The 25,145-nt window shown below is 64.3% G+C and carries 21 protein-coding genes and 1 riboswitch; of the genes, 10 read left to right on the top strand and 11 right to left on the bottom strand.

Annotated elements, in window-relative coordinates:
- The first annotated feature begins 118 nt into the window (after positions 1-118).
- The 4 genes from ABDW57_RS13975 to ABDW57_RS13960 are packed head-to-tail and all read left to right on the top strand — an operon-like array spanning position 119 to position 4,510.
- Positions 119-472, top strand: a complete 354-nt coding sequence (locus tag ABDW57_RS13975) for an ArsC family reductase (RefSeq protein WP_343730792.1) — start codon at positions 119-121, stop codon at positions 470-472.
- Between the two features lies 1 nt (position 473).
- Entirely contained in the window at positions 474-1,607 is a 1,134-nt protein-coding gene (dapE, locus tag ABDW57_RS13970) for a succinyl-diaminopimelate desuccinylase (protein WP_343730791.1), read from the top strand.
- A 6-nt stretch (positions 1,608-1,613) separates the two neighbouring features.
- Positions 1,614-2,501 carry a 50S ribosomal protein L3 N(5)-glutamine methyltransferase gene (prmB, locus tag ABDW57_RS13965; RefSeq protein WP_343730790.1) on the top strand — a complete coding sequence of 296 codons (888 nt, stop codon included), beginning with the start codon at positions 1,614-1,616 and terminating at the stop codon, positions 2,499-2,501.
- Between the two features lie 2 nt (positions 2,502-2,503).
- Positions 2,504-4,510 carry an ATP-binding cassette domain-containing protein gene (locus ABDW57_RS13960; protein ID WP_343730789.1) on the top strand — a complete coding sequence of 669 codons (2,007 nt, stop codon included), beginning with the start codon at positions 2,504-2,506 and terminating at the stop codon, positions 4,508-4,510.
- Here ABDW57_RS13960 and ABDW57_RS13955 read toward each other — a convergent pair.
- Positions 4,507-4,980, bottom strand: coding sequence for a chemotaxis protein CheW (locus ABDW57_RS13955; protein WP_343730788.1), 474 nt, complete (start codon positions 4,978-4,980; stop codon positions 4,507-4,509). The genes ABDW57_RS13960 and ABDW57_RS13955 overlap by 4 nt on opposite strands.
- A gap of 115 nt (positions 4,981-5,095) precedes the next feature.
- Here ABDW57_RS13955 and arfB point away from each other — a divergent pair, with 115 nt between their 5' ends.
- Positions 5,096-5,491, top strand: coding sequence for an alternative ribosome rescue aminoacyl-tRNA hydrolase ArfB (gene arfB, locus ABDW57_RS13950; RefSeq protein WP_343730787.1), 396 nt, complete (start codon positions 5,096-5,098; stop codon positions 5,489-5,491).
- Here the strand turns inward: arfB and ABDW57_RS13945 are convergent.
- A complete protein-coding gene (locus tag ABDW57_RS13945; RefSeq protein WP_343730786.1) occupies positions 5,481-6,167 on the bottom strand; it encodes a sulfite exporter TauE/SafE family protein in 687 nt (228 codons plus the stop codon). The two genes, arfB and ABDW57_RS13945, sit on opposite strands and share 11 nt — an antisense overlap.
- A gap of 107 nt (positions 6,168-6,274) precedes the next feature.
- On the opposite strand from ABDW57_RS13945, the gene ABDW57_RS13940 reads away from it, so the two are divergent.
- Entirely contained in the window at positions 6,275-7,165 is an 891-nt protein-coding gene (locus tag ABDW57_RS13940) for a LysR substrate-binding domain-containing protein (protein WP_343730785.1), read from the top strand.
- 3 nt (positions 7,166-7,168) lie between these two features.
- Here ABDW57_RS13940 and ABDW57_RS13935 read toward each other — a convergent pair whose 3' ends face one another.
- The 3 genes from ABDW57_RS13935 to ABDW57_RS13925 form a co-directional block, all read right to left on the bottom strand.
- Positions 7,169-9,037 (bottom strand): flagellar assembly protein A, encoded by a 1,869-nt coding sequence (locus ABDW57_RS13935; RefSeq protein ID WP_343730784.1) that lies wholly within the window; start codon positions 9,035-9,037, stop codon positions 7,169-7,171.
- Between the two features lie 111 nt (positions 9,038-9,148).
- Positions 9,149-10,993 (bottom strand): FapA family protein, encoded by a 1,845-nt coding sequence (locus ABDW57_RS13930; RefSeq protein ID WP_343730783.1) that lies wholly within the window; start codon positions 10,991-10,993, stop codon positions 9,149-9,151.
- Positions 10,994-11,244: 251 nt separating this feature from the next.
- Complete coding sequence (locus ABDW57_RS13925; protein ID WP_343730782.1) at positions 11,245-11,562, bottom strand: hypothetical protein; 318 nt, start codon at positions 11,560-11,562, stop codon at positions 11,245-11,247.
- Positions 11,563-11,797: 235 nt separating this feature from the next.
- Between ABDW57_RS13925 and ompR the strand changes: the two genes are divergently transcribed.
- Genes ompR through ABDW57_RS13910 form a run of 3 tightly spaced genes read left to right on the top strand, consistent with a single transcriptional unit; the run spans position 11,798 to position 14,655 of the window.
- Positions 11,798-12,565: a two-component system response regulator OmpR gene (gene ompR, locus ABDW57_RS13920; protein WP_343730781.1), complete on the top strand. Its 768-nt coding sequence runs from the start codon at positions 11,798-11,800 to the stop codon at positions 12,563-12,565.
- A gap of 15 nt (positions 12,566-12,580) precedes the next feature.
- A complete protein-coding gene (locus ABDW57_RS13915) occupies positions 12,581-13,930 on the top strand; it encodes an ATP-binding protein (RefSeq protein WP_343730780.1) in 1,350 nt (449 codons plus the stop codon).
- Positions 13,930-14,655 carry a hypothetical protein gene (locus ABDW57_RS13910; RefSeq protein ID WP_343730779.1) on the top strand — a complete coding sequence of 242 codons (726 nt, stop codon included), beginning with the start codon at positions 13,930-13,932 and terminating at the stop codon, positions 14,653-14,655. The genes ABDW57_RS13915 and ABDW57_RS13910 overlap by 1 nt, the downstream gene beginning before the upstream one ends.
- Here the strand turns inward: ABDW57_RS13910 and ABDW57_RS13905 are convergent.
- Entirely contained in the window at positions 14,636-15,127 is a 492-nt protein-coding gene (locus ABDW57_RS13905) for an Imm26 family immunity protein (RefSeq protein WP_343730778.1), read from the bottom strand. The genes ABDW57_RS13910 and ABDW57_RS13905 overlap by 20 nt on opposite strands.
- A 180-nt stretch (positions 15,128-15,307) precedes the next feature.
- Positions 15,308-15,407: riboswitch (TPP riboswitch) on the top strand.
- Positions 15,408-15,463: 56 nt separating this feature from the next.
- On the opposite strand from ABDW57_RS13905, the gene ABDW57_RS13900 reads away from it, so the two are divergent.
- Positions 15,464-17,596, top strand: a complete 2,133-nt coding sequence (locus ABDW57_RS13900) for a TonB-dependent siderophore receptor (RefSeq protein WP_343730777.1) — start codon at positions 15,464-15,466, stop codon at positions 17,594-17,596.
- Here the strand turns inward: ABDW57_RS13900 and ABDW57_RS13895 are convergent.
- Genes ABDW57_RS13895 through ABDW57_RS13875 form a run of 5 tightly spaced genes read right to left on the bottom strand, consistent with a single transcriptional unit; the run spans position 17,593 to position 25,141 of the window.
- A complete protein-coding gene (locus ABDW57_RS13895) occupies positions 17,593-18,108 on the bottom strand; it encodes an ATP-binding protein (RefSeq protein WP_343730776.1) in 516 nt (171 codons plus the stop codon). The genes ABDW57_RS13900 and ABDW57_RS13895 overlap by 4 nt on opposite strands.
- Positions 18,105-18,713, bottom strand: a complete 609-nt coding sequence (gene pnuC, locus ABDW57_RS13890) for a nicotinamide riboside transporter PnuC (protein ID WP_343730872.1) — start codon at positions 18,711-18,713, stop codon at positions 18,105-18,107. Before pnuC ends, ABDW57_RS13895 begins: the two co-directional genes overlap by 4 nt.
- Before the next feature lie 32 nt (positions 18,714-18,745).
- Positions 18,746-20,872, bottom strand: a complete 2,127-nt coding sequence (locus ABDW57_RS13885) for a S46 family peptidase (protein ID WP_343730775.1) — start codon at positions 20,870-20,872, stop codon at positions 18,746-18,748.
- A 32-nt stretch (positions 20,873-20,904) separates the two neighbouring features.
- Complete coding sequence (locus ABDW57_RS13880; RefSeq protein ID WP_343730774.1) at positions 20,905-22,581, bottom strand: PAS domain-containing protein; 1,677 nt, start codon at positions 22,579-22,581, stop codon at positions 20,905-20,907.
- On the bottom strand, positions 22,559-25,141 hold the full coding sequence (locus ABDW57_RS13875; RefSeq protein WP_343730773.1) for a chemotaxis protein CheB: 2,583 nt from the start codon (positions 25,139-25,141) through the stop codon (positions 22,559-22,561). The genes ABDW57_RS13880 and ABDW57_RS13875 overlap by 23 nt, the downstream gene beginning before the upstream one ends.
- Positions 25,142-25,145 lie beyond the last annotated feature (4 nt).

Raw genomic sequence — 25,145 nt, 5'->3', positions numbered from 1 at the left:
ACCAATTATCACCATTGGCGACATAGGGCGCGGAACGGTATTTTTGTTTCCTACGTTACAACTATGGGCCCTGTCGCGTGGCGTGGTATCCTACCGGGTCTAACTTTCCCGACTTATCATGACCATTACCGTCTACGGCATCCCTAACTGCGATACCGTCAAAAAAGCGCGCACCTGGCTGGCCGACCAGCAGCAGGATTTTGTTTTTCACGACTTCAAAAAGCACGGCCTGACGCGCGAGATCGTCGCCGGCTGGCTTAAGCACCTGTCGCGCGATGTGCTGGTGAACCGCAAGGGCACCACCTGGCGCGCCCTGTCCGACGAACGCAAGGCGTCCATCGTCGACGACGAAGCAGCCATCACGCTGATGCTGGAAAATCCTTCCGTGATCAAGCGCCCGGTGCTGGACAAGAGCGGCACGTTCTCGGTCGGCTTCTCCGAGGCGCAGTACCAACAAATCTTCAATAGCTGATATGACTCCTTCCAAGACCCTGGCGCTGACCGAAAAGCTGATCTCCCTGTCCTCCGTCACACCAGACGACAAGGGCTGCCAGCAGCACCTGATCGACCTGCTGACCCCTCTCGGCTTTAATTGCGAAACCATCATATCGAATGGCGTGACCAATCTTTGGGCGCGCCGCGGCACCACTTCGCCGGTGATGGTATTCGCCGGCCACACCGACGTGGTGCCCACCGGCCCGGTCGAACAATGGCGCTCGCAGCCCTTCACCCCGACCCACCGCGACGGCAAGCTGTATGGCCGCGGCGCGGCCGACATGAAGACCTCCATCGCCGCCTTTGTGGTGGCCTGCGAAGAGTTCATCGCCAAACACGCCGACCACAAAGGCTCGATCGCCTTCCTCATCACCAGCGATGAAGAAGGTCCTGCCACCGACGGCACGGTCATCGTCTGCAATATGCTGAAAGAGCGCGGCGAAACGCTGGACTACTGCATCGTCGGCGAACCCACCTCCGATGAAACGCTGGGCGACATGATCAAGAACGGCCGCCGCGGCTCACTGTCGGGCAAACTGACCATCAAGGGCGTGCAAGGCCACATCGCCTACCCTCAGCTGGCCAAGAACCCGATCCACCTGGGCGCGCCGGCCCTGGCCGAACTGGCGGCCGAAGTCTGGGACCACGGCAACGAGTACTACCTGCCGACTTCCTGGCAGATGTCGAACATCCACGCCGGCACCGGCGCCAACAACGTCATCCCGGGCGAGATGGTCATCGACTTCAACTTCCGCTTCTCCACCGCCAGCACGCACGAGGACCTGAAGCGCCGCGTGCACGCCATCCTGGACAAGCATAATCTGCACTACGACCTGAAATGGGCCCTGAGCGGCCTGCCATTCCTGACCCCGCGCGGCACGCTGAGCGATGCGCTGTCGTCCGCCATCAAGTCGGAAACCGGCGTGGACACCGAACTGTCGACCACCGGCGGCACCTCGGACGGCCGCTTTATCGCGCAGATCTGCCCTCAGGTGATAGAATTCGGCCCCCCGAATGCCAGCATCCACAAGATCGATGAGCATATCGAACTGCGTTTCGTCGATCCGCTGAAGAACATCTATCGCCGCACGCTGGAAAACCTGCTCACATAAAAAATCATGACCACCACTCCATTCACCACGCCGCGCGACCTGTTGCGCTATGCCGTCACCCGCTTCAACACCGCCCAGCTGTTCTTCGGCCACGGCAGCGCGGAAGCGTTTGACGAAGCAGCTTACCTGATCCTGCATACGCTCAAGCTGCCGCTGGACCGCCTCGATCCTTTCCTGGATGCGAAGCTGCTGCCGGAAGAAGTGGCGTCGGTGATGGCGGTGCTGGACCGCCGCGTCAATGAACGCGTGCCGGCGGCCTACATCACCAACGAAGCGTGGCTGGGCACCTACAAGTTCTACGTGGACGAGCGCACCATCGTGCCGCGCTCCTTCATCGCGGAGCTGATTCCGGAATACTTCGCGCCGTGGGTCAACGAGCCTGAGAATGTGTCCAACATCCTGGAACTGTGCACGGGATCCGGCTGCCTCGCCATCATGATGGCGGACGCCTTCCCGGATGCGCAGGTCGACGCGGTGGACATTTCGGCCGACGCGCTGGAAGTCGCCAGGCGCAACGTCGCCACCTATGAGCTGGAAGACCGCCTGACGCTGATCCAGTCCGACCTGTACGCCAACGTGCCGGCCAAAAAATATGACCTGATCATCACCAATCCGCCGTATGTGAACTCGTCCTCGATGAGCAAGCTGCCGATGGAATACCGCGCCGAGCCGGAACTGGCGCTGGATGGCGGCAAGGACGGCATGGACATCGTGCGCCGTATCGTGGCCGGCGCCGCGGAGCGCCTGACCGACGACGGCCTGCTGATCGTCGAAATCGGCAATGAAAAAGAATTCGCGGAAGCTGCTTTCGGCGAACTGGGACTCACCTGGCTCACCACCAGCAACGGCGACGACATGGTCTTCCTGCTGACGGCCGACCAACTCAAAATTTAAACATGATTCGCTTTACCCAAGTTAGCCTGATGCGCGGCGTGAAGCCGCTGCTGGAACAAGTCGACGTCACACTCAACCCCGGCGACAAGATTGGTCTGATCGGCGCCAATGGCGCCGGCAAATCCAGTCTGTTCGCCATGATGCGCGGCGAGCTGCACCCGGACCAGGGCAATATCGATTTCCCGGCCAAGTGGCGCGTCGCTTACGTGGCGCAGGAAACCCCGCCGCTGGAACGCGCCGCCCTCGATTATGCGATTGACGGCGACGTCAACCTGCGCAAGCTGCAGGCCGAACTCGAACGCCTGGAAGCCGAACCGGAATCCACCGAAAACGGTATCGCCATCGGTGAAATCTACAGCGCGCTGGCTGATGCCGACGCCTACACCGTGCAGTCGCGCGGCGAACAACTGCTGCTGGGCCTTGGCTTCTCGCTGGACCAGATGCAGCAGCCGGTGGCCAGCTTCTCCGGCGGCTGGCGCATGCGCTTGAACCTGGCACAGGCGCTGATGTGCCCTTCCGACCTGCTGCTGCTGGACGAACCAACCAACCACCTGGACCTGGACGCCATCATCTGGCTGGAAGACTGGCTGAAACGCTATACCGGCACGCTGATCATCATCTCCCACGACCGCGACTTCCTCGACGAAATCGTCAACGTCATCGTGCACATCGATGAGCGCAAGCTGAAACGCTATTCGGGCAATTACTCGGCGTTTGAACGCCAGCGTGCAGCGCAGATGGCGCTGGCCGCCGGCGCGCTGGAAAAGCAGCAGCGCAAACGCGCCCACCTGGAGTCCTTCATCGAACGCTTCAAGGCCAAGGCATCCAAGGCCCGCCAGGCCCAGAGCCGCATGAAGGCGCTGGCCAAGATGGAAGAACTGGCTCCCCTGCGCGCCGCCGCGGAATTCTCCTTTGAATTCCGCGAGCCGCTGAACGCGCCGAATCCGCTGCTGGTGATGGAGGATGTGGACGCCGGCTACCGCAGCGAAGACGAAAAAACCGGCGACGTCACCGAGAAAACCATCGTCCGCGGCATCAACTTCTCGCTGCAGATCGGCCAGCGTATCGGGCTGCTGGGTGTGAACGGCGCCGGTAAATCGACGCTGATCAAGACCATCGCCGGCGAGCTGGCACCGCTGACCGGCGAATCCACCACCGGCAAGGGCCTGAACATCGGCTACTTCGCCCAGCACCAGGTGGAGATGCTGCGCCACGACGAATCACCGCTGTGGCACCTGATGAAGATTGCACCGACCACGCGCGAGCAGGAACTGCGCAACTTCCTCGGCGGCTTCAACTTCCCGGGGACCATGGTGACCGAAAAGATCGCGCCGTTCTCCGGCGGCGAGAAAGCGCGTCTGGCGCTGGCCCTGATCGTGTGGCAGCGCCCCAACCTGCTGCTGCTGGACGAACCAACCAACCACCTGGACCTGGAAACCCGCGAAGCCCTGACCGAAGCGCTGGCGCAGTTCGAAGGCACGCTGGTGGTGGTATCGCACGATCGCCACCTGCTGCGCGCCACCACCGACCAGTTCATCATCGTCGCGGATGGCAAGCTGCAGCCGTTCGATGGCGACCTGGATGACTACAAGGACTGGCTGTTCCAGACCAAGCTGGGTAAAGGCACCGACGTGCTGCCGGCAGCGGGCAAGGACAACAAGACCGCCTTCCCGGTGCAATCGCCAGTGGCGCCGCCGAAAGCCGCGGCGCCTGCGCCTGCCGTCAACAGCAAGGAGCAAAAGCGCAAGGAGGCGGAAGACCGTCAGCGCCTGTCCGCGCTGCGCAAGCCGATCGAACAAAAGATCAAGCGCCTGGACGAGCAGATCGCCAAGCGCACGGCGCAAAAAGCGGATGTGGATGCCCAGCTGGGCGAGGAATCGATCTACGATGCGGCCAACAAGGCCAAGTTGAAGCAGCTGCTGGCCGATCAGGCCTTCTTCACCAAGGACCTGGGCGAGCTGGAAGGCCAATGGCTGGAGCTGCAGGAGCAGCTGGAAGCCATCGTCTAAGCAGCCTGCCGGGCGCCGAACTGCACTTTGCGGATCGACATCAGCTTATCGATGTCGACCACAATCAGGCGGCGCCCTTCCGTTTCCACCAGGCCGACCAGGTAATCGATGCCGCCGGCGCCGGCGATCGGCGCGATCTGCTCCGGCTTCAGCGCGACGATGTCCGTCACGCCATCCACCACCATCCCCATCACGCAACTGGACAGCTTGAGGATGATCACATCCGTCAGCGGATCATGCTGCGGCGGACGCGGACCAAAAGCGATACGCATGTCAACGATCGGCATGATCACCCCGCGCGAGACCACCACGCCGCTGACGATTTCCCCGTCCGACGAAAAGCGCTCCAGCGCCTGCAAGGGCCGCAACTCCTGCACCTTGTTGAAATCCAGGGCGTAATCGAGACCGCCCAGCCGGAAGACCAGGTACTGGCGCGCCTCGGTGGCGGCTTGCGTTATCGAAGAAGACATGATGATCCTTTCGTTCGGAGAACAGCAAGTGCCATCCTAACCGCGCCTCCTTCCCCGGGCGTTGACTAGCGTCAACCTTCCCGGAAGGGTGGCGCGTGTTTGCTACAATCGCCACATGAACATCATCAATCCAGACGAAGTGGAATTCAGTGCCATCCGCGCCCAGGGACCGGGCGGGCAAAACGTGAACAAGGTGTCGAACGCCGTGCATGTGCGCTTTGACATCGCTGCTTCCTCGCTGCCCGACCATATCAAGGAGCGTCTGCTGGCATTGCGCGACAGCCGCATCACGCGCGAAGGTGTGATCGTGATGAAAGCGCAGCAGTCGCGCAGCCTCGGCGCCAACAAGCAGGACGCCTTGCGCCGGCTGCAGGAGATGGTGGACAGCGTGGCCGTGCTGCCCACCGTGCGCCGCGCCACCAGGCCGACATTGAGTTCGCAGCGGCGCCGGCTGGAAGGCAAGGCGCGCGACGGCGAACGCAAGCAATTGCGCGGCAAGATTATTTTATAAGCAGCTGGTGCGCGCCCAGCGCCAGCAAGGCGATAAAGAAGCAGCGCCGGAACACGGCCGGTTGCATGCGGCCGCGCAGCCACTGCCCCAACTGCATGCCGGCGATGGCGGGCATCAGCGCCAGCAGCGACTGGCCGGCGGCCGATGCATGCCACTCGCCACGCGCCGCCAGCATCGCCGCCAGCGCCAGCGTGGAGACGGTGAAGGCCATGCCCATGGCCTGGATCAGATCATCCTTTTCCAGATCCAGCGCTTGCAGATAAGGCGCGACCGGCATCACAAACACACCGGTGACGCCGGCCATGATGCCGGTGGCTGCGCCTGCCAGCGGACCGCTCCAGCGTTCAACGGAAGGCGCGACCTGCATGCACCAGCCGGTCAGCCCCAGCACGCCGTAACCCAGCAGCGCCAGTCCAAGCACAGTACCACTCCATGCTGCGGCGCCCAGCAGCGGCGCGCTTGCGGTGCCGGCGCATACTGCCAGCAGCAGCCAGCGGAAGCGCAGCCATAACGGGTACAGCGCCGGCCCCGCCGCCAGTTGCCATACATTCGTGATAGCCGAAGGCACAATCAGCAGTGCCGCCGCCTCCAGCGGCGCCATGCGCAACGTCAGCAGGGCCACCGCAACCGTTGGCAGGCCCATGCCCGTCACGCCTTTAACCAGACCGGCCAACATGAAAACAAATGCGATAAACAAGGTATCCATGCCGGCCAGTGTGCCGCACAGGCGCGCCGCTGAAAATCTGGAATATACTGAGGCAGACTTCGTAAAAACCATAGGCTATGCGCTTCGACTTGACCGACCTCAAGCTGTTCATCCATATCGCCGAAAGCGGCAGCATTACGGCTGGTGCACAGCTGGCGCATCTGGCCCTGCCATCGGCCAGCGCGCGCGTGCGCGGCATGGAGGACGCGCTGAATGTACCACTGCTGCAACGCGGCCGTCGCGGCGCCGAGCCGACCGAGGCCGGACGCACACTGTTGCAGCATGCGCGCACCATCCTGCGTCAGGTGGATGACATGCAGGCCGACCTGGCGCAGTTTGCCACCGGTCTGAAGGGGCAGGTGCGCCTGCTCTGCAACACCTCGGCCATGACGGAATTCCTGCCGGACGCGCTGGCGGCCTTCCTGATGGCGCATCCGCAGTTGAGCATCAATCTGGAGGAACGCCTGAGCCGCGAAATCGTGCAGGCTGTGGCGGACGGCGCCGCCGATATCGGCATCATCTCGGATGCGGTGGATCGGGCGGCGCTGCAAAGCTTCCCTTTCCGCGACGACCCGCTGGTGCTGGTAATGGCGCGCAGCCATCCACTGGCGCATGCGCTCGGCCACAAGCGCCGCATGGCATTTGCCGACGCGCTGGAACATGACTTCATCGGCCTGGCCGGCGACAGCGCCCTGCAGCAGCACGCGGCCGAGCAGGCAGCGCGACTGGGAAGACGGCTGCACTGCAAGATCAGGCTGCGCAGCTTTGAAGCGGTGTGCCGCATGGCCGCCAGCGGCGCCGGCCTGGCCATCCTGCCCGAGGCGGCGGCCAGGCGCAACCCGGACGATCTGCGCATCGTGAAGCTGAGCGATGATTGGGCCGACCGCAAGCTGCTGATCTGTGTGCGCGACGCAGCTGCCCTTCCCGCTTACGCGCGCGCGCTGGTGGCGGCGCTGCGCCGCGATTAGACGCTAGTCCTCGACGTACGGCGCCCAGTTGATCGGCCCCACGTGACCGCTGTGCAGCACCGCCATGCCAGTTGCGGCGGTGCGCACCTTGGCTTTCACTTCCTTGGCCGGCCGGTCGTACGGCGGCGGCTCGCCCGGCACAAAGCTCATGGTCCGCAGCAGCACGTCGCCGGTCAGCAGCTCCACCACGCAACGCGAGCCGCGCTGCATGGCCTTCTTCTGACGGATCACCTGGTTGACCTCTTCCTGCGCCTGCTCCTGCTGCGCCTGGGCCGCTTTCATCGCCAGCGAAATCTTGGCCACCCGCCGCAGCGACGGGCCGACCGCTTCCGCCATCTTGTGGAACAGCGTCTCCTGCTCCGGCGTCAGCGTCACCTCGCGTTTGCGCACACGGTTGGCCAACGTCAGGTAGTTGCGTACCTCGGTCTGGCTGGTGATCGCATCCATCTCGGCTTTGCGCAGGTCCGCTTCGCGCGCGGCGTGCTGCACCCTGGGCTGCAGTTCAGCGATTTTCTTGTCGAATTTCGCGGTATCCGGCACCAGCGCATACAGCAGCATCTCATTCTGCTTGCGCGGCCCGGCGTGCACGATCTCGATCTTGCGGGCAGCGATGGCGCAGCCCTCGGCCACCTTGATGACCACTTCGTCCGCCATGATTTCGCAATTGCTGGCTTCCCCGATCACCACCCGGCCGCCGGAGATGATGCAGCTTTCCGCGCGCGCCAACGCTACCTCGCCGCGCCTGGTCTGCAGCAACGCGCCGGAGGCCACGCCCTGCACGCGGATCCCGCCGTCGGCATTGGTGGCGCTGCCGCCCATCAGGTTCTTGCTCAATACGATATCGCCGCCGCGCGAGACAATCTTTCCGAACACGTCGCCGTGGATGGTGATGTTCCCGCCCTCCACCACGCGCTGCTCCTGCACGTCGCCAAATTCCTCGTACTCGCCGGTCAGCTGCAGGTTGCCGGTGGTGCGCGCACTCACGCCTTCGCGGCTGATGATCTTGGGGCCGATCGACAGGCGCTTGCTGCCCGGGTCCACGCTAAGAAAGCCTTCAACGGCGGACACCAGAAACTCGCCGCCGCGCAGGTTCTCGATCACCGTGCCCTCGCCGGCAACGCTGGTCAACTCGATATCCTTGGGCACCGGCGGCTCCAGCACCAGGCCGGATAACTCAAAACCGCGCACACCCGGCGTGCGCGGCACCTTGCGCAGCAGCTTGACGTGGGGCTTCACCTGCGGGAAGCGGTTCTGGAAGGTTTGCCAATCCAGCCGGCCATCGCCTTTCTCCTTGGGGGCATTGCTGCGATGGATATCCTGCGACACTTCCACGATGGAAGCGTCCTTGCCCGGCATGGCATTCAGGCGCCGGGCGACGATGATGCGCGCCAGCCGCCCGGTGGCAATCACGTCGCGCACCGCAGGCGCATCGATGCCGAATCGGATGCCCTTGACCCACATGTCGGAGACGAATTCATCGAAGTTCAGGCGGGCCGGTTGCGGCGGCAGGTCCGGCACCTCAAAGAACACCGGCTCGAAATAGTATTCGGCCTCGCCGTTGATGATCTTGACCGTCTTGTACAGGGCGCGGCGCGCCGCATTGAAAGATTCTATGCTGTCGGCAAAGCGCAGCAGCGGCTTGTCGCGCAGACGTTCCGGCAGATCGGGGCCGACGTTGTACAGCACCTTGCTGAAGACCGCGTAATCAAGGCCGGCAAAGTAAGCACTGCTGAGGAAAATCTGGCTGACCGCCGACAGACAGGCCACGGCAGAGGCATCGGCTGCAAAGTAAATGCCGTCCGCCCGCTTGACGATCGCTGCAGGCAGATCGCCTTCCGCAGTTTGTTCCAGCGCCGTAGCGTCGTCTGACACAGTGCAATCCCCAGGAAGATGTACGTCGGGTTGGCCCGCCAGCGCCAGTGCCCTTCACTTTTTGATATTAGCCCAAGATTAGCATGTTACGCCGGGCTTGCGCCAGCCGCTTCAAGGGGACGCAGGCCGCAGGCGCGGGTTCAGGTGCCAGTCCAGCGAACCAGCTGCATCGGCAAACAACAACTCGCCGCCGCTGGGCGTGCCGCGCAGGCGCGCCTTCAGATCCTTGGGCGGCAGCTGACGCAGGGCCGCGGTGTCGGCGGCAAATGGCATGGTGCGCACCATGGTCTCGCCGCTGACCATGTGCAGGCCGCAGCGGGCGATGCCGGCCGCCTCCACCTTTTGCTCGATCACGCGCAGCAGCCGCTCGCTCAGCAGCTTGTACTGCGTCTGGCCGGCCTGCAAATCCTGCTGCAGCTTTTGCAGGGCCTTCATCTCTTCCGCCACCGCGCCGGCGATCTTTTTCAGGTGCTGCCCCTGTTCCGGCGTCAGCACCAGCTCCTGGGTGCGCAGCTTGGCCGCCAGGGCCAGATAGCGCCGCACGTCCGGCAGCGTGGACAGGCGATCGATCTCCTGCTGACTGGCCTCGTTGGCCTGGGCGAATGCGGCCACGCGCTGGTCCAGCTCCGCGATCTCCTGGTCGAACTGGGTCACGTCCTTTACCAGCACGTAGATCACCATCTCGGTACGGCGGCGCGGGCCGGCGCTTTCCATTTCCACGTTGCGGCCCGCCACCGCGCAGCCTTCGGCAACCTCGATCAGGATTTCGTCGCCGATGATCTCGCAGTTGGAGGCTTCCCCTATTTTCACCTTGCTGCCGGAGATGACGCAGTTCTCCGCGCGCTCGATGGTGACGGCGCCGTTAGCGGCATAGATCACCGAATTGGACGCCACGCCCGCGATATTGATATTGCCGGCGGCGTTATGCACGCTGCCGCTTACCAGGTTCTTGTCCAGCACCACCGTGCCGCCGCGCGAGTTGATATTGCCGTAGACGTTGCCGTGTACCGTGATGTCGCTGCCGGTGACTTCGCGCTGCTCCTGCACGTCGCCATATTCTTCGTAGGCGCCGGCCAGTTGCAGGTTGCCGGTGGTGCGGCCGCTCACGCCTTCCAGGCTGACGATTTTATCGGTGATGGAAATGCGGTTGGATTTGGAATCCACGCTCAGGAAGCCTTCGCGCGTAGAGACCAGGTACTCGCCATCCTCAAACATTTTGACTTCCGTACCTTCGCCGGCCAGAAAGCGCAGCGTCAGATCCTTGGGCGGCTCGGGGTCGGTCTTGCGTCCCGCCAGATCAAAGCCCGGCAGTCCGGGCACCGCCGGCAGCTTTTTCAGCAGCCGCATGTCGGCCTTGATCTGCGGGAAGCGGTTCTGGAAGCTTTGCAGGTCGATGCGGCCGTCGGCACGCGCCTTGGGAGCATCGCTGCGATGCAGATCGGAAGAGACTTCGACCACGGTGGCGTCCTGTCCCTTCTCCGGCTCCAGGTCCGTGGCAAAGGTGATGCGTTCGGGCTTGGTGGACGCCATGGCCGCCTTCACCGCCGCCACGTCGATGCCAAAGCGGATACCCTTGTTCCACATATCGGCAATGAATTCGTCGATATCGAGAGACACCGGGCGTTCCGGAATCACGGTGCCGTCGGGCAGCGTCATCTCTTCCTGGTACAACTGCTGGAAATAGTACTCGGCGTAGGAAAGACTCATCTTGGGCGCCTTGTACAGCGCCAGCCGGTTGCCGTCAAAGAGGCGCACATCATCGGCCACGCGCATCGCCTGCTGCGCACCGAGGTCCGGCCCAACGCCATACAGCGCATTGATCAACGCCGGATAATCGAGGCCGGTGAAATACCAGCCCGACTGAAAGACGTGCGAAACCGCGGCGACCAGCGCCGATTTGCTCATGCTCAGATCGATGTAAATGCCGTCCGCTTGCTTGCCCAAGCCTATGGGCAAGCCGGGACCCGGAGCTTCTGGCTCCCGGTCGGCGGCTAGCGCTGCGGATGCAACGTCTTGAACCACGGTCTTCCTCCAAACGGCACGCTCGGGCCGAAAGGCGTTGCGTGTAATAAATTAATATTACACGCAGACCATGCAAAAGAAAGGATTTTTGATGCCGAAAGCAGCACAACTGTGAAGTTATTGATACAAATCAATACCATTCACATAACAATTATGCCAATTTAATATCTTTAATTGCCTGACAATTAACGGCGCGGCGGATTGGCGTACAGATCCTGACCCACTTCGTTGATCTGGCGGCGCAGGTCGCGGCGCTCGTCCGGCGTCATGCGGCCGACGCGGCGATTGATTTCCGCATTGCGGCTGGCTTCCTGCATGGCACGGCGCTGTTCCTCGGCGCGCGCCTCGTAGCTGCGCGGATCGAGCTGGCGGCTGTCATACCGCTGTTCGTTGCGCTGACCGCCCTGCTGATGCTGCGGCGGCTCGCGGCGTTGCGGACCTTCGCCGCCGTCGGCCTGCGCCACGCCGGCGGTCAGACCGCAGCACACCAGCGCGGAAGCCAAAACCGATCGAACGCAAAAAGATGCGCTAGCTGCCGCAGATATTTTTTTGTGATCGATGAACATGGCGTTCCTAAAAAGCTGAATCTATGCCCGCAGTGTATGATGCTTTGACCAAGGGGGTAAGGCGTTTTGGGTAAAGTTTGTAATAATTTGTAATGGGTTATCCTACACGCGTTTTCGCAGGACGAATATGACGTTACCATAGCAACATGAATAAGACAAATCTGGCAGCCAAATGACTAGCACAACGACTGAATCCGGCAACAACACCGCCAACGCACAAGGCCACGCGGCCAAAATCATGGTGGTCGACGACGACGTTCGCCTGCGCGATCTGCTGCGCCGCTACCTGACCGAGCAAGGCTTCAACGTCTTCACCGCTGAAAGCGCGACTGCCATGAACAAGCTGTGGCTGCGCGAGCGCTATGACCTGCTGGTGCTGGACCTGATGCTGCCGGGCGAAGACGGCCTGTCGATCTGCCGCCGCCTGCGCGGCGCCGGCGACCAGACCCCGATCATCATGCTGACCGCCAAAGGCGAAGACGTGGACCGCATCGTCGGCCTGGAAATGGGCGCCGACGACTACCTGCCCAAGCCATTCAACCCGCGCGAACTGGTGGCCCGCATCGGCGCCGTGCTGCGCCGCCGCGGCCCGGACGAAATTCCCGGCGCGCCGTCGGAAACCCCGCAGACCTTTGAATTCGGCCAGTTCGTGCTCGACCTGGGCACCCGCACGCTGAAGAAAAACGGCGAGACCGTGCCGCTGACCACCGGCGAATTCTCGGTGCTGAAGGTGTTTGCGCGCCATGCGCGCCAGCCGCTCTCGCGCGAGAAACTGATGGAACTGGCGCGCGGCCGCGAATACGAAGTGTTCGACCGCAGCCTGGACGTGCAGATTTCTCGTCTGCGCAAGCTGATCGAACCGGATCCATCCAGCCCGCTGTACATCCAGACCGTATGGGGCCTGGGCTACGTGTTTATTCCGGAGGGCCAGCCGCGCTAAGCTGCGCGAACACGTATGAAGTTTTCCTTACGCCTGGCCAGCCTGAAAAGCGGCTTATTCTGGCGCACCTTCTTCCTGCTGGGCGCCCTCACCACCACCAGCATGACGGCGTGGGTCGGCATGATCAGCGTGGTGCAGCATGAACCGCAGGTACAGCAGATCTCCTCGCAGGTGATCTCGGTGGTCACCATCACCCACGCCGCCCTGACCCACTCCGCGCCCGAACTGCGGCGCGAGCTGCTGTTCGAACTGGTATCCAACGAGGGCATCCGCGTGTTCCCGCTGGAGGAAGACGACAAGGTCGAACCGCCGGCCAGCAATGCGCTGATGCCGGACATCGAAAAGCTGGTAAAGGCCAAGCTGGGCGCCGACACGCGCTTCTCGTCCAAGGTAAACGGCGTGGCCGGCTTCTGGGTCAGTTTCAATATCGACGATGACCAGTACTGGCTGATGCTGGAGCGCGAGCGCATCCGCGGCCTGACCGGCATCCAGTGGCTGGGCTGGGCCAGCGTGGTGTCGGTGGTGTCGCTGCTGGGCGCCGCCTTCATTTCCAGCCTGATCAACCTGCCGCTGCGGCGCCTGACGCAAGCCACCCGCGATTTCGCACAGGGCAAGCGCCCCGCCCCGCTGCCGGAAAAAGGCCCGCTCGAAATCATGGAGGCCAACCGCAGCTTCAACCAGATGGTCGACGATCTTCAACAAGTTGAATCTGACCGCGCGGTGATCCTGGCCGGCATCTCGCACGACCTGCGCACGCCGCTGGCGCGCATGCAGCTGGAGCTGGAGATGGCCAACTTGTCGCAGGAGGCGCGCGAAGGCATGCAGTCCGATATCGGCCAGATGGACGCCATCATCGGCCAGTTCCTCGACTACGCCAAACCGACCGAGGCTTCCAGCTTTATCAATGTCGATATCAGCGAGCTGCTGAGCGATACCGCGCACGAGGCCTCACGCCTGCCGGATGTGCGCATCCATACCGACATTGCGCCGGGCGCCCACGCCATGGGCAATGCCACCGACATCAAGCGCGTCATCAATAACCTGATCGAGAACGCGCGCCGCTACGGCAAGACGCCAGGCCAGGAATACACCGAAATCGACATCAAGTGCAGCGTCAAAGGCATGCATACCTCCAAGCGCGTGATCATCGAAGTGCAGGATCAGGGCACCGGCGTGCCGGCCGACCAGATCGAGCAGCTGCTCAAGCCCTTCACGCGGCTGGACACGGCGCGCGGCCAGGCCAATGGCGCCGGCCTGGGGCTGGCCATCGTCGAACGCGTGATGAGCCGCCACAACGCCGAACTGCATGTGCGCAACCGCGACGGCGGCGGCCTGCAAATCCAGATCGTGATGAAGGCGCTGTGATGGGGCGCCTGCTCCCGCATGCCGCGCTGCCCGGCGCCGGCAGGGCCTTCGCCATTGCCCTCGCAGCCGCCAGCGCGGCGCATGCGGCCAGCCCGCTCGCGCCGGCGCTGCAGACGCGCGAGCCCACCAGCGAAGAACGCAACTCCTTCGATGAATACTACCGCGAGCATGTGCCGGCGCGCGTGGGCGGCGGCGCTTCGCTGTTCGCCCCCGCCTTCGACATCCAGCGCCGCCGCGGCGAGGCCTGGCAGGTGATTGCGCGCGTGGATTCGGCGCCGCGCCATCACACGCCGGAACTGTGCCGTCAGGTGCGCACCAGCTACCTCTACGACGCCAAGGCCCCCAAGGGCCAGCGCTGGACGCCATCGGCGGCCGCGCCGGAATGGTATGTGTGGCTGGCCACGCCCAAGGTGATCTGCACGGCCGCGCAATACACGGTGAAAATGGACCCGGCCGTTTCAGGCGACGACGTGGCGGCGCTGCTGCGCCAGCACCGCGCCTTGCTGGAGCGGGCGCGCCTGCTTTTTGCCGGCAATTCGGGCTGCGCCCGTCAGCGCGCGCTGACCTTCCGCCTCAGCGCCATCGAGCCGGCGCCGCCCGCCAATGGCGCGCCGCAGATGGTGGGCATGGTGTTTGAGAGCGACCGCGACACGCGTGTGCGCGTGGCCGTGCGCAAGAGCCGCGGCGAATACGCGGCCTGGAATGTCAACTGCGCTGCTGATTGATGGGATGATCCGGCGCTTCCAGCAGCTTGGTCAGCAATAGCTCGGTGGAGCCGTAGCCGTACAGCGAATCGGCTTCCAGTCCTTGTGTATCGTAGGGTACAGACTCCTCGCGCTCCGAGCGGCTGGGGTCCACATCGGAGTAAGTCACGCGCCAGGCGCGCTTGAGCGCATCGGCGCGGCGCAGGAATTGCGGCACCGGCCACCTGGCGGGATCGAAGTGATCGATCTCGCCCAGCACGCGCCAGTGGCCGCTGGCCAGCGCCATGTCGCCACAACGCAGCACCTTGACCGCATCCTGCGGGCGCAAGGTGTTCAGCTCTTCCACCGTCGGCAAGCGTGGCAGTTTAGGGCCGAACAGATATGCGAGCATGATTTTACTGCCGGGCGACAGCCGCGCCACCAGACCCCATCCGTAGCCGCCGTCCAGCAATGGCACGGCAAACCAGCTCCCCTCTTGATACGACTGCTTCATTCACACCCTTTCATCGGCGCCCGACGGCGCAAGTCCGAAGTGTAGCGACGCCGCGCAAAACACGGCGCACAACTCCGGGGTCAGGTCCGCCATTTCTACACGGCCTCAACAGCTGCGCTGTTGAGGCCGTGTAGAAATGGCGGACCTGACCCCGGAGTTAATGGCATGTGTGTTACACTAACGCCTCGCTAGGGGTCCTGGGAACGTCGTTTCCGGGTGAGAGATACCCTTCGTACCTGATCTGGATAATGCCAGCGAAGGAAAGCGCAAATGTGGTTCTCCCCTCCTTTGATGGCTCTCTTCGCCGGCTCCCAGCCGAACAAGTAGAGAGCAGATATGTCCACACCAAACTTTGCAGTGTCCGCCATCGCATTGGCGGTTTTACAGATGACCTCCGGCGTGCTCCATGCCGAGGAAGCCGACCAGACCATGCAGGAAGTCGTTGTCACGGCCGCCAAGACCCGCGCCGCTTCGGCTTCCGTTGCCGGTTTCTCCAACGCGCCGCTGCTGGAAACGCCAGCCTCGGTCAGCGTGCTGACAGCGCAGCAGATGCTGGACCTGCAAATCCGCTCCACCACCGACGCCGCCAAATTCGACGCCAGCCTGAGCGACGCCTACAACGCGGTCGGCTATGCCGAGCAGTTCTCGATCCGCGGCTTCAAGCTCGATAACGCGTCGAGCTACCGCAAGGACGGCATGGCCATCCCCGGCGACACCCAGATCCCGCTGGAGAATAAGGAACGCCTGGAAGTGCTGAAAGGCCTGTCCGGCCTGCAGGCTGGCGTGTCGGCGCCGGGCGGCATCGTCAACTACGTCACCAAGCGCCCGACCGACACGCCGCTGCGCACCGTGGTGCTGGAAACGCGCGAACGCGGCACGCTGTACGGCGCCGTCGACCTGGGCGGCCGCTTCGACAACAGCGACTTCGGCTACCGCATCAACGCTGCCGCCGAGCGCCTGCGCTCCTACATCAAGGGCGCGGACGGCAACCGCAAATTCATCTCGGGCGCCGTCGACTGGCGCATCTCGCCACAGGCGCTGCTGCAGATCGACGCCGACTACCAGCGCAAATCGCAGATCACCGCGCCCGGCTATCAGCTGCTGAACAATGTCAGCCTGCCGCAGGTGGATCCGGACGTGCTGCTGAACGACCAGCCGTGGAGCCGCCCGGTGGAAACCACCAGCAGCAACGTCGCCGTGCGCTTCGAATACATGCTCTCTCCGGAATGGACCGCCACCCTGAGCGCCAACCAGCACCACTTCAAGCGCGACGACTACACCGCCTTCCCTTACGGCTGCACCGCGCAGGAACTGTATCCGGGCTACTGCGGCAACGGCGACTACGACGTCTACAACTACATCAGCAAGGGCGAGAAAAAATCGCCGCTGACCGCGCAGGCGCTGCTGCAAGGCCGCTATGCCGCGGGAGGCATCAAGCACGAAGTCACCGCCGGCATCTCCTTCTTCAAGAACAGCGAGAAATGGGGCGACTATTTGTATGACCTGTCGGGCGTCAGCAATATCTACCATCCAGTGGTGGTGGAACCTGCGCAGGGCGACAGCGGCCCGGTCTCCGAACGCCGCCGCGACAACGAACGCGCCCTGTTCGCGCAGGACATCCTCAGCCTGAACCAGCAGCTCAAGCTGCACGCCGGCGCGCGCTACGTGAAGGTCAAGCGCGATGAATACGTGGGCAAGGATGACAACGGCGTGGTGCTGCCTTACGCCCACACCGACGCCGGCTTCTGGCTGCCGAATGTGGCGCTGGTCTACAACGTACGCCCCAACGTGGCGACCTACGCCTCCTGGTCGCAAGGCCTGGAGCATGGCGGCGTGGCGCCTATCGGCACCGAGAATCAGCGCCGCGCGCTGGCCCCGGGCAAATCGAAACAGGTGGAAGTGGGCGTAAAAGCGGACATCCGCCCGGACCTGAGCGCCAGCATGGCGCTGTTCCAGATCCGCAAAGGCCTGGAGTACACCGATGCCGCCAAATTCTATGTGCGTAATGGCGAAGCCCAGAATCGCGGCCTGGAAGTGGCATTGAACGGCCGCGCCACGCCTGACCTGACGGTGGGCGTATCGGCCACCGCGCTCAACACCCAGCAGCGCGACACCGGTTCGGCTGAGCTGGACGGCAAGCGCGTGACCGACGTCGCCGCGTTCAAGTCATCGGTGTACGCGGATTATGCGGTGCCTCAGGTGGCAGGCCTGAAGGTTGGCGCCAACTGGCAGTACTCGGGCAAGAAAGCCTTCGACGCGGCCAACACGGTGTTCGTCCCAAGCTACCATGTGGTGAACCTGAGCGCGTCGTACGCCACCCGCATCGGCAATGTCGGCACCACTTTCCGCGCCGGCATCGACAATGCGTTCGATAAGTTCTACTGGCGCGATGTGACGCCGGATCTGGGTGGCTATCTGATGCCGGGCGCCTCGCGCACTTTCCGCGTCTCGGCCCAGTTCGACCTTTAAAGCCTGGCCAGCGCGTCCGCCACCACGGCGACGCGCTGTTCAACGCTGCCGCCAACCGGCACGTAGGAAATCCCGCGTGCCGCCAGTTCTTCCAGCAGGATGCGGTTGATGGTCTGGCGAACCTCATCGTTATCGCGCATCAGTCCATCGGCTTCCCACGGCATGTCGGGTGCCGCCACCAGCGTCAGGTCGTAATCGCTTGTATGGGTGCTGGCCAGCACGGCCAGTTGATCGTCGATGCCGCCAAAGTAGTGAATGCTGTAGACAGCGGTCATCAGCGGTGTGGTGTCGCAAAACAGATAGCGCGTGGCGTGTGGCGCCGCAGCGGCTTCGCGCACCAGCTGCATGCGCGCGATGTGGATCTGATCCGACGCCACCGGCACGCGCCCTTCCATGTCGACAAACTCCCGCAGGTATTCGGGCACCCACACGGTGCCGTAGCGTTCCGCCAGCGCCGCCGCCAGCGTGCTCTTGCCGGATGCTTCCGTGCCGAGGATGGCGATGCGTTTCATTCCAGCGCCAGACGGCGGCCGCCGGCGCCACTATCCCCGCTCCAGGCACGCAGGCCGATCACCGCCATGCCGACAAACACGGCATACAGGATTGCCGTCAACATCAGGTGCTTGTGCAGGTACAGCGCCACGTACAGGATGTCGACGATGATCCAGACGTGCCAGTTCTCGATCTTTTTACGCGACAGCAGCAGCTGCCCCACCAGCGAACCGGCGGTGAGGAAGCCGTCCGAATTCGGCACGTCAGTATCAGTGTAAGTCTTGAGGAACCAGGCCAGCAGCACAAAGCCCGCCAGCCAGGCGACAGCGGCGGCCCAGCGGCCGCGCGCATCGAGCGTGGTGACCGGCAGTCTGTCGTGGCTGTCGTCGCCATGCAGCCATTGATACCAGCCGTAGAAGGAAACGGTGATGAACACCAGTTGCAGGCCCATGTCGCCGTACAGGCGCGAGCCAAAGAACACCAGCCCGTAGGTGGCGGACGAGATGATGGCCAGCAGCCAGGCCCAATGGCTCTGGCGGATGTTCAGCCACACCGTCGCCACCGACAGGATGAACGACAGCAGCTCCAGCGGCGTCGTGGCAAATACTGCCAGGTGCAGCGGCATATTCACATACCCCAGCAGGAGCGTCAGCGTGTTCATCGTTTGATCGTCAGTTCTTTAAGCACGTTGTCGGCATGGTCGACTTCTTTCATCACCCACAGCATATACCGGATATCCATGTGGATGGCGCGGGTGATGGCGCTGTCGAAGTACCAGTCCTTGGTGATGGACTCGTAGGTCGAATCGAAATTCAGACCGACCAACTCGCCGTTCTTGTTCATCACCGCCGAACCGGAATTGCCGCCGGTGGTATCGGCGCTGGTCAGGAAGTCGACCGGCACGGTGCCGAGGACCGGGTCCCTGAACTGGCCGTAGCGCTTGGCCTTGATGGCTTCCAGCAGCTTGGCCGGCGTGTTGAACGGCTCCTTGCCGGTGTTCTTCTCCACGATGCCTTCGATGGTGGTGAACGGGCCTTTGGTGATGCCGTCCTTCGGCGAGTACGGCGACACGGTGCCATACGTTACACGCAGGGTCGAATTCGCATCCGGATACACCGGCTTGCCCTGCGTCTTCTTCCAGGCGATAACGGCTGCCATGTATTGCGGGATCACCCGTTCCAGATTACCGTCCAGTTCCTTGCGGCGCTCCTTCAGCGACTGGGTGACGCCGTCGATCTTCACCGCCAGCTTGAGGAAGGCATCGTCCGAAGCGCTGATGGCGGCGGCATCCTTGCCCACCCACGCCAGACGCTGCGCGGTATCGCCCAGCTGCGATTGCGCGTACAGCGCCGGCACGGCATCGACTGCCGGCAGCAGCGCGTCCAGATCGGTCACGTGCATCGACTTCGGCAAGGCGGCATAGCGCTGCAGGGCGGCGGCAAAGCGCGCCTGATCGACACCGCTGACGTAGGACTGCTCCAACCGGTTCAAGCGGGCCTTGATGAAGGTCAGATCGCGCTGCTGGTAGCCGGTTTCGCGTTCCGCGTCCGGCTTGGCGTTTTCCTGCGCCAGGCGGTACAGGGCGGTGCCAGTCTTCAGCAAGTCGCTGCTGGTGGCGACGCTGTAGCCGAATTCTTCGTCGCTCAGGGCGATGTCGGCGGCGATCAGCTTATCCAGCTCGGGCAGCAGCGCCCTGGCGGCGTTGGCCTGCTTGCCGTACCATGCGCGGAATTCCGCGTCCTGCACGTCCTTGATGGCGGCGATGTCCTTGCGCGCAAAGCCGTCCATCAGCCCGCGCGTTTTCTTCATCACGTTGTTCAGGCTCTTGACCACGCTGGCGTAGCGCACGGCGGCGGCTTCGCTGCTCCTGGTGCTGGCGGCAATGACGTCGAGGTCCGACTGGATCTCCGCGGCCTTGGCCGGGTAGGCGGCATCGCGCGCGTAGCGGATTTCCGACGGCAGCTTGTAGCGGCTGGTGCGGCCCGGATAACCGGCCAGCAGCACCGGATCGCCATTCTTCAGACCCGCAGCCGACACCACCAGGAAGTCCTTCGAGTGATACGGCACGTTGTCCGGCGACGGATCGGCCGGGCGGCCATCCTTGCCGACGTAGGCGCGCAGGAAGGAATAGTCGCCGACGTGGCGCGGCCATTCGTAGTTGTCGATGTCGCCGCCAAAGTCGCCCAGCGAATTGGCCGGCGCATACACCAGGCGCACGTCGCGGATCATCATCTGGCGGATGCGGTAGTATTCAAGGCCGCGATGGAAGGCCGGCACCGAGCAGCGATAGAATTTGTCGCTCTCGCATTCCGCGATCAGCGCCTTGATGGCTTTGTCCACGGCCGCGCTGCGCTGCTTGCCGCTCATGGCGGGCGTGATGTCCTTCAGCACGCGGCTGGTGACGTTTTCCACCTTGTCGGTCACGTACACCAGCGTGTTCGGGCCGCCCGGCAGCTCTTCGGCGCGGGTCTTGGCCAGGAAGCCGTTGGCGATGTAATTATGCTCCGGGGTCGCGTTGCGCTGGATGGCGCCATAGGCGCAGTGGTGATTGGTGACCACCAGGCCGGCGTCCGACACGAACGACGCCGAGCAACCGCCCAGCGACACAATGGCGCTCATCGGATGTTTCGACAAATCGGCCAGCTTCTCCGCCGGGATGGCGACGCCCACCCGTTTCAGCTCGGATTTCAGTTGCGGCAGCTGGTACGGCTGCCATTGGCCTTCGTCGGCTTGCGCGCTCGTGGCGCACAGCACTGCGGCGGGAAGGAGTAGGTATTTTAACAAGATATGACCCCGGTTGAGTAACGGCGCCGGTATTATAGATCGAAGCTCAGCACCAGCCTACAGCCGCGCCCCGCCGGCGGGGTGTCCAGCGCCATGCTGCCGCCCAGCGCGGCCACCCGCTGCGCCATGCTGATCAGGCCAAACGCATCGTGCCCGCCGCGGGCGGCGGCGCCGCCAGGCGCGAGGCCGACGCCGTCGTCGGCCACGCTGAGGGTCAGGCGGCCGCCGCCCACCGCCAGCGCAATCGCGACCCGGCTGGCAGCGGCATGGCGGCGCACATTGCTCAGGGCTTCCTGCACGCAGCGGAACAAGGCCACCGCCATCGGCGGCGCGATCGGCGCGCAATCGTCTTCCGCCGGCAGCAGCAGCGTGCAGGCCAGGCCGCTGCGCCGGCGGAACTCCTGCACCTGCCACTCCAGCGCCGCCAGCAGTCCCAGATCCAGCACCGCCGGACGCAGCTCGTTCATGATGCCGCGCACGCTGCGGATCGTGCTGTCCAGGTTTTCCAGCGCCACGTCGACGCGCCGCCGCAAGCGCCCCGCGCCGGCGCGCGCCTGCAGGTGGCTGACATCGATGCGCAGCGCCAGCAGGTTTTGTCCCAGCTCGTCATGGACGTCGCGCGCGATGCGGCGGCGCTCCTCCTCGCGCACCGTCTCTTGGTGCGCCGCCAGCCTGCCCAGCTGTTCGCGCGAGCGCTGCAGCTGCGCGGCGGTGCGCTTGTGCCGGGCCACTTCCCGCAGCAGCGACCGGTTTGCTGCCGCCAGCTCGGCGGTGCGCGCCACGACCCGCGCGTCCAGTTCGTCCGACAGCTGGCGCAGCGCCGCCGCCGCCTGGTGGCGCGCGCTGATGTCGGAGAACACGCCGATAAAATAGGCGGCCGCGCCGTCCTCGCCATACACTGCCGTGATCGACAACGCCGCCATGTACAGGCTGCCGTCACGGCGCCGCCCCTGCAGTTCTCCCTGCCAGCGGCTGCCGCCGCGCAGTGCCTGCAATGCCGCGTCGTGCTGCTCCCCGCCGCCGGACCCGGCATGCAGCAGAAAGCCGGGGCTGCGGCCCAGCGCATCCTCGCCCGGATAGCCGGTCAGCCGCGTGAACGCCGGATTGACCATGACGATGCGCTGCAGGCTGTCGCACACCAGCACCCCCTCGCCAATATGGTCCAGCACCTCAAAGGCGCACTGGCGGGCGGCCTCGCGGCGGCCGGCGCTGCCGATGTCGGTCAGTATCATGCGGCACCGCTGCGCCACCGCGTCGAAATTGGCTTCAATCCGGATCGGGCGCCCGGCCCGGCCATGGCCGGCCGCCAACGGCAGCTCCAGCACCGCCCGCGTGCCGCCGGCAAACAGGGCGGCCACAAACTGGCGCAGGCGCGCACGCGCCGAACCCGCCACCAGGCGCTCCAGCGGCAGCCCGCCCAGATCGTCGCGCCGCTGGGCCAGCAGTTCCGCCGCCGCCTGGTTGAGGCGCACGATGCGGCCCTCGGCGTCAAGCGACAGATAGCCGGCCGGCGCCTGCTCATACAGGGTGGCGTAGTGCACGCGGTCCGCCGCCGCCAGGTCGCGCTCCAGCTCCAGCGCCGCCTGCCCATGCTGCTGCAGGTCGAGCTCGATCTGGCTGGCCTGGCGCCGGTGCCATTCGCGCAGGGCCTCGCTGTCCTCCGACGGCGCGGCCGGCGCGCCTGCGTCAGCGCGGCGCCGGCCCGACATCGCCGCTCCTCTGCTCCTGCATGGCGCGCAGGCGCGCCTCCAGCTGCTTGAACTCGGTGATATTGACGAAGGTGAGCACCACGCCGTCGATCACGTTGTCGACCGTCCGGTAAGGCATGATGCGCACCGAGAACCAGCGCCCGCTGCGGGTGGGAATCTGGCGTTCGCAGAACACCAGCGAGCGCTGGACTTCGCGCGCATCCCGCTCCAGGTCCGGGTATTCAAGGTCGTTGTTGATATCGCCCAGCGGCCGCTGCAGGTCGGAGGCGATCAGCTTGTAGATTTGCGTGGCACGGTCGGTGAAGCGGCGGATGCGCATTTCCGCGTCGAGGAAGATGGTGGCAATATCGGTGCTGTTGAGCAGATTCTTCATGTCGGCATTGGCCACCGACAAATCGTCCACCTTGGACTGCAGCTCGGCGTTGACGGTATGCAGCTCCTCGTTCAGCGATTGCATCTCTTCCTTGGAAGTGACCAGCTCTTCGTTGGTCGACTGCAGCTCTTCGTTGGTCGATTGCAGTTCCTCGTTGGCCGAGCGCAGTTCCTCGCGCGAACTCTGCATCTCGTCGCGGATGGTCTGCACCTCCAGCCTGGCCTGCGCCAGCTGCTGCTCCAGTTCCTGCACCTGGCTGTTGCCCGAGCGGCTGCGGCGGCGCGCGGGCAACGCCGGGCGCAGCACAAACGTCAGCAGCACGCTGCCTTCCAGGCCAGGCCCGCTCATCGCTTCGGCGCGCAGATCGAGCAGGTGGCTGGCCTTGCCATTCTCGCCCGGCAGGCTGGCCTCGGCGGAGGCGCTGCCGCCGGCGCCTGCGCCCTGCAGCAACTCGGCCACCAGGTGGCGCAGGCCGTCGCGCGCCATCGCATGGATGTTCCAGTTGGCCTTGCCTGCGGCCGGCTCCAGGAACGCGCCGGTGCGGCCGTGTATATACAGGATGTCGCCGTCGGCATTGACCAGCACGGCGGCCGGCGTGTGCTTTTGCAGCAGTTGCTGCTCGATCTGATGTTGCAGGGGAAGGCTCATGGGGACCCGGGATACGCTGGTGGAGGTGGGCGTGGCGCCATCGGCGGGCGCCACAAAATAATGGCCGGGACTATCAACCAGCGCAGCCGTCCGGCGGAAGATCCGGCTCGACGGCTGGCATGGCGTGAACAAGGCGTGGAACTGGCCCGGCGAATCGGCGCTGCCCAGCACCAGCAGGCCGCCCGGCTTGAGCGCGTAATGAAACAGCGGCAGCAGCCGCTGTTGCAGCTTGGGCGTGAAGTAAATCAGCAGATTGCGGCAGCACAGGATATCGAGCTTGGTGAAGGGGGGGTCGGCAATCAGGTTTTGCCGCGCAAAGATGATGCTGCTGCGCAGATCCTTGGCGAAACGATAGCCGCCCTGCTCGGTCGGCAGAAAGTAGCGCGCCAACAGCGCCGCCGGCACCTGTTCGCGGATCTCGGTGCCAAACACGCCCTGGCGCGCGCGTTCGATCGCATCGCCATCGAGGTCGGTGGCGAAAATCTGCAGCGTGTAGCTGGACGGCCGCGCCAGCGCCGCCGCCGCCTCGCGGAAGGCGATGGCCAGGGTGTAGGCTTCCTCGCCGGTCGAGCAGGCCGGCACCCAGGCCTTGAACTGGCCGCCCTGCGGATGGGCTGCCAGCAGCGGCGGCAGCACCACCGTGGTCAGCTGCTCCCACACGGCAGGATCGCGGAAAAACTGGGTCACGCCGATCAGCAACTCCTTGAACAGCAGCTCGACCTCACCGGGATTGGCGCGCAGCAAGGCCAGGTAGTCGTCCAGCGTGGCGCATTGATGCAGCTTCATGCGGCGGTCGACGCGCCGCAGCACCGTGCTCAGCTTATAGTCGGAAAAATCGGCGCCGCTCTGCTGGCGCAGCAGCTGGAACAGCTGGCGCAAGCCTTCGCGTTCACGCTCGGCCGGCAGCGACGGCAGCAGCGCGCCCTCCAGCCGCCACCAGCGCAGGATGTGTTCCGCCATCTGCCCTGGCAAGGCGACGATGTCGACCACCCCGGCCTTGATGGCGCTGGCCGGCATGGCCTCGAACTGCGCCGATGAGGGCAGCTGCGCCAGCGTCAGCCCACCGGCCTCGCGGATCGCCGCCAGGCCGCCGGTGCCGTCCGCCCCCATGCCGGACAATAGCAGCCCGACCGCGCGCTGGCGGCATTGCTGCGCCAGCGCGCGGAAAAAGTAATCGATGGGCAGGCGGTGGCCGCGGGCGCCGGAGGCCGGCAGCACGGCAAAACGGCCGCGCTCAAAAGCGATATCGCGCTCGGGCGGGATGACGTACACATGGTCGGCCTGCAAGCTCATGCTGTCCGTCAGTTCCCGCACCGGCATCGGCGTCATCGGCGCCAGCACTTCCACCAGCAGCCCGGGGTGGTCCGCGCCGAGATGCTGCACAATCACAAAGGCGAAGCCGCTGGCGGGGGGCAGGCTGGCCAGGAATTCCCCCAGCGGCGCCAGCCCGCCGGCCGACGCGCCGATTCCCACCACCGGAATAGCAGAGGCCGCAATCTGGGTTACGGCGGGAGGGGAGGAAAAATCAAGGTTTATCATCTCC

Origin of the sequence: Duganella sp. (genome assembly GCF_039595735.1) — a bacterium.
In the GTDB taxonomy this organism is placed as follows: Bacteria; Pseudomonadota; Gammaproteobacteria; order Burkholderiales; family Burkholderiaceae_D; genus Rugamonas.
The sequence above is the reverse complement of the archived record's forward strand: the minus strand, read 5'-3'. Positions and strand labels throughout refer to the sequence as shown.